We start from the raw sequence: 4,055 nt of genomic DNA, 5'->3' as shown, positions 1-4,055 counted from the left end.
GGTGGGGAGCCGGGGCCGGCGCCGGAGTCGCTCGTGTCGTCGTCGGAGGTCCGGCCCGGCAGGAGGTCGAAGACGAACACCGAGCCGATCGTCACGGCCGCCATCGCCCCCGCGACCGCCAGCGCCACGGTGCAGCTCAGCCTCCGCACCCGCCCGCCGTCCTCCGGCGTGGACGTGGCCGCGACGGAGACGGAGATCTTGCCGGGGCGGCGGTCGGCGGGCGCGGTGGTGTTCCGCGGGTCGCCGTCCCGGGGTGCGGGTACGGCGCCGGAGGGGCCGGTCGGCGTGGGCATCACCGGCGGTGGCCCGAACACGCCGGCGCTTGCGGCCCCGCCCGTACCCGTACCCGATGGCCCCACTGCTTGCGCCGGACCCTCTGCCTCGGCCGCGGCCACGGACGGGCTGCTGAAACCGACCGGGCCCGAAAGCCCCACGCCGTGCGAACCCGTCGCCTCCAGATTCAGCAACCGCACGGCGCTCCGGCTGACCTGTTCCACCAGCGGTCCCGGCAGCCATCCGCCCGCCACCAGCCGGGCCGCTCCCTCGGGAGCCAGCCGCCGGGCCACCTCGGCGGGGGCGGGCCGCGTGCCCGGGTCCTTCGTCAGGCAGGCCGCCGTGAGCTCGCGCAACTGCCCGTCCAGGCCGCCGAGTTCCGGCTCCTCGTGGACGACCTTGTAGAGCAGGGACGCCGAGGAGTCCCCGGGGAAGGGCGGTTCGCCGGTCGCCGCGTACGCCAGGACCGCGCCGAGGGAGAAGACGTCCGCGGCGCCCGTGACGCCCTTGCCGAGGATCTGCTCGGGCGACATGTAGCCGGGCGAGCCGATCGACACGCCCGTGGACGTCAGGGACGCCGTACCGTCCGTGGCCCGGGCGATGCCGAAGTCGATCAGCAGCGGGCCGTCGAGCGTGAGCAGTACGTTCGACGGCTTCACATCCCGGTGGACCAGGCCCAGCTCGTGCACCGCCGCCAGCGCCTCGGCCAGCCCCGCTCCCAACACCCGTACGGTGTGGGCCGGCAGCGCGCCGCCCTCGGCGACCGCGGCCGACAGCGAGGGGCCCGCCGCGTACGCCGTCGCCACCCACGGCACCCGCGCGTCCGGGTCCGCGTCCAGGACGGGTGCCGTCCAGGCGCCGCCGACCCGGCGGGCGGCGTCGACCTCGCGGCGGAAGCGGGCCCGGAACTCCTCGTCCAGCGCGAAGTGCGGATGGACGATCTTCACCGCGACCGTACGGCCGCCGGCGCTGCGGCCGAGGTAGACGCGGCCCATGCCGCCGGAGCCCAGCCGGCCGAGCAGCCGGTAGGGCCCCACGACGGTGGGTTCGTCGACTTCGAGCGGCCGCATGGCGTCACCCCTCCCCCGTAGGCGCCCGCAGGCCCTCGCCGGGCCCCGTACGCGCGCTCCCAGCAGAGTAGTGCGGGAGCGCCGGCCGGCTCATGGCTGGAGCAGGTCCACCTTCACGTCCGCGGGGAAGCCGGTCGTCGGGCCGACGCGCCGGGCGAACTCGGCGACCGCCTCCAGTTGCGGGCCGCCGAAGCGGAAGTCGAGCGTCGTGAAGTACTGGGCGAGGGTCTCCTCGTCGAAGTCCTCCCAGCGGGCGGCCTGCTCGGCGACCTTGTCGACCTCTTCCAGGGAGAGGTTGCGGGAGGCGAGGAAGGCCTCGTGCACCTGGCGCGTGAGGACCGGCTCGCGCTCCAGGTAGTCGCGGCGTGCCGCCCAGACCGCGAAGACGAACGGCAGCCCGGTCCACTCCTTCCACAGCCGGCCCAGGTCGTGCACGTCCAGGCCGAAGCGCGGGCCGTCGAGCATGTTCGCGCGCAGTGCCGCGTCGCCGATGAGGACGGCCGCCTCGGCCTCCCGCATCATCAGGCTGAGGTCGGGCGGGCACGTGTAGTAGTCGGGCCGTACGCCGTAGCGCTCGGCGAGGAGCAGCTGGGCGAGGCGGACGGAGGTGCGGGAGGTCGAGCCGAGGGCCACTCGGGCGCCGTCCAGCCGGTCCAGCGGGACCTGCGAGACGATCACGCAGGACATGACCGGGCCGTCGCAGCCGACGGCGATGTCGGGGAAGGCGACGAGTTGGTCGGCGTGCTTGAGGAACTCGACCAGGGTGATCGGGGCGATGTCGAGGTCGCCCTGCACCAGCTTCTCGCTGAGCTTCTCCGGGGTGTCCTTCGTGAGCTCGAAGTCGAGGAGCGTGCCCGTTCTGGCGAGCCCCCAGTACAGGGGCAGGCAGTTCAGGAACTGGATGTGGCCGACGCGCGGCCGGGTGCGAGGATTGTCCACATCGTGAGGCTAGCCCTCATGGCGTACGGGGCCGCGCCCGGCCCCGCGGTGGGCCCGTGACCGGCGGTCGGCGCCCTCTCCGCCAGTCGGCGGGGGGATGTTCAAACATTCGGGTGACGTGATCTTGACCCCTATTGCATTCGGGGGGCTGCGTGCTAGGCTCGTCGCAAGTTGCAGTTTGGTTTCCCTTGCAGTACAGAGCCTGCGGAGCATGTGACCGCGGGCTCTCGTCATTCTCAGACGTATGCAGTTGTGCAGAATTAATCTTCACACTTGCTGGTTCTGGAGCAGGGCAACCCTTTTGGGCCCAAGGAGGGCTTATGGCTACCGGAACCGTTAAGTGGTTCAACGCCGAAAAGGGCTTTGGTTTCATCGCCCAAGAGGGCGGCGGCCCCGACGTCTTCGTCCACTACTCCGCGATCAATGCGACCGGATTCCGGTCCCTCGAGGAGAACCAGCAGGTGTCTTTCGACGTCACGCAGGGTCCGAAGGGCCCGCAGGCTGAGAACGTCACGCCGGTCTGATCAGTAGTACCCAAGGAGCCCCGCGCCGTCAGGCGGCGGGGCTCCTGCCTTTCTCCCCTGCGCCACTCCCTCCGCCCCTCCTTACACCCCGGTGAACGCCCCTCCTTACACCCCGGTGAATTTCCGGCGAATTCTGCCCGTGGTGCATGGGAGGACGCCCGGATGCAGAGAGACCCGGAGAACGACGGGGAAGGCAGCGACACCCCCACCCCTGCGGACAAGCGCCCGGCATCGGGCCTGTCCATCGGCCTGTCCATCGGCACGGCGGTAGGGCTCGTCCTCGGCCTGACCGTCTTCGACAACATCGGCCTGGGCCTGGCCCTGGGCCTCGGCCTGGGCACGGCTATCGGCGCGGGGGCCGGGCCAGGGACGCGGCAGGCGGGCGAGGACCGCGGGGACGGGCCTACGCAGTAGGGCTGGGACGACGAGCCCTGGCGGTGGCGGTGGCGATGTCAGTCCCTCGCCATATGGTCGGGCCATGACCGAAGCCGACTTCCTGACCGAGACCCGTGTCTTCTACGACGCCGTGGCGGAGGACTACGCCGTTCACTCCAGTGACGCGCCCATGGGCACGCCGTTGGACCGGGGACTGCTGTACGGATTCGCGGAGCTCGTGGGTGAGGGGGGCGAGGTCGCCGACCTCGGGTGTGGGCCCGGGCGGGTGACGGCGTACCTGGCGTCGCGGGGGCTGTCCGTGTTCGGGCTGGACCTGTCGGAGTCGATGCTCGCGATCGCCCGGCGCGAGCATCCCGGTCTGCGGTTCGAGCGGGGCTCGATGCTGGAGCTGGACCTGCCCGACGGCTCGCTCGACGGGGTCGTGTCCTGGTACTCGACCATCCACACCCCGCTCGACCGGCTGCCGGACGTCTTCGCCGAGTTCGGCCGCGTCCTGCGGCCCGGAGGGCACCTGCTCCTCGGCTTCCAGGCCGGTGACGAGCCCCGCCGATACGAGGAGGCCTTCGGGCACCAGGTGGCGCTGACCTTCCGGCGGCGCCGGCCGGAGCGGATCGCCGCCCTGCTGGAAGCCGCCGGTTTCGTCCTGCGCTCCCGTACCCTCCGGGAGCCCGACGAGGCATTCGGGGAGCCGGTCCCCCAGGCGTGCCTGGTGGCCCGCAAGCCGCAGGAGCCGATGTCCTAGGCGTACCCGCGTACCCGCCAACCCGCGTACCTCGTACCCGCGAACCCGCGTACCTCGTACCCGCGAACCCGCGAACCCGCGAACCCGCGAACCCGCGAACCCGCGTACCTC

General features: G+C 72.0%; 5 protein-coding genes. 3 read left to right on the top strand and 2 right to left on the bottom strand.

What is annotated here, in order from left to right; translation table 11 throughout:
• On the bottom strand, positions 1–1,343 hold a 1,343-nt coding region (locus tag CA983_RS41270; RefSeq protein WP_086605792.1), incomplete at its 3' end, for a serine/threonine-protein kinase.
• A 90-nt stretch (positions 1,344–1,433) separates the two neighbouring features.
• Positions 1,434–2,282, bottom strand: a complete 849-nt coding sequence (locus CA983_RS41265; RefSeq protein WP_086605791.1) for a menaquinone biosynthetic enzyme MqnA/MqnD family protein — start codon at positions 2,280–2,282, stop codon at positions 1,434–1,436.
• 320 nt (positions 2,283–2,602) lie between these two features.
• Between CA983_RS41265 and CA983_RS41260 the strand changes: the two genes are divergently transcribed.
• From CA983_RS41260 to CA983_RS41250, 3 genes are all read left to right on the top strand, one after another.
• A complete protein-coding gene (locus tag CA983_RS41260) occupies positions 2,603–2,806 on the top strand; it encodes a cold-shock protein (protein ID WP_004984723.1) in 204 nt (67 codons plus the stop codon).
• A 162-nt stretch (positions 2,807–2,968) separates the two neighbouring features.
• Positions 2,969–3,220, top strand: coding sequence for a glycine zipper domain-containing protein (locus CA983_RS41255; RefSeq protein ID WP_086605790.1), 252 nt, complete (start codon positions 2,969–2,971; stop codon positions 3,218–3,220).
• Positions 3,221–3,284: 64 nt separating this feature from the next.
• Positions 3,285–3,944 (top strand): class I SAM-dependent methyltransferase, encoded by a 660-nt coding sequence (locus CA983_RS41250; RefSeq protein WP_086605789.1) that lies wholly within the window; start codon positions 3,285–3,287, stop codon positions 3,942–3,944.
• Positions 3,945–4,055: the final 111 nt, after the last annotated feature.

The organism is Streptomyces swartbergensis, assembly GCF_002148965.1.
In the GTDB taxonomy this organism is placed as follows: domain Bacteria; phylum Actinomycetota; class Actinomycetes; order Streptomycetales; family Streptomycetaceae; genus Streptomyces; species Streptomyces swartbergensis.
Note: the sequence above shows the minus strand (reverse complement) of the source record. Positions and strands in the feature narration are given on the sequence as shown.

What these genes read in the sequence shown, in the direction of transcription:
- CA983_RS41260 (WP_004984723.1), top strand. Translation starts at nt 2,603, where the DNA reads ATGGCTACCGGAACCGTTAAGTGGTTCAACGCCGAAAAGGGCTTTGGT.
- CA983_RS41255 (WP_086605790.1), top strand. Translation starts at nt 2,969, where the DNA reads ATGCAGAGAGACCCGGAGAACGACGGGGAAGGCAGCGACACCCCCACC.
- CA983_RS41250 (WP_086605789.1), top strand. Translation starts at nt 3,285, where the DNA reads ATGACCGAAGCCGACTTCCTGACCGAGACCCGTGTCTTCTACGACGCC.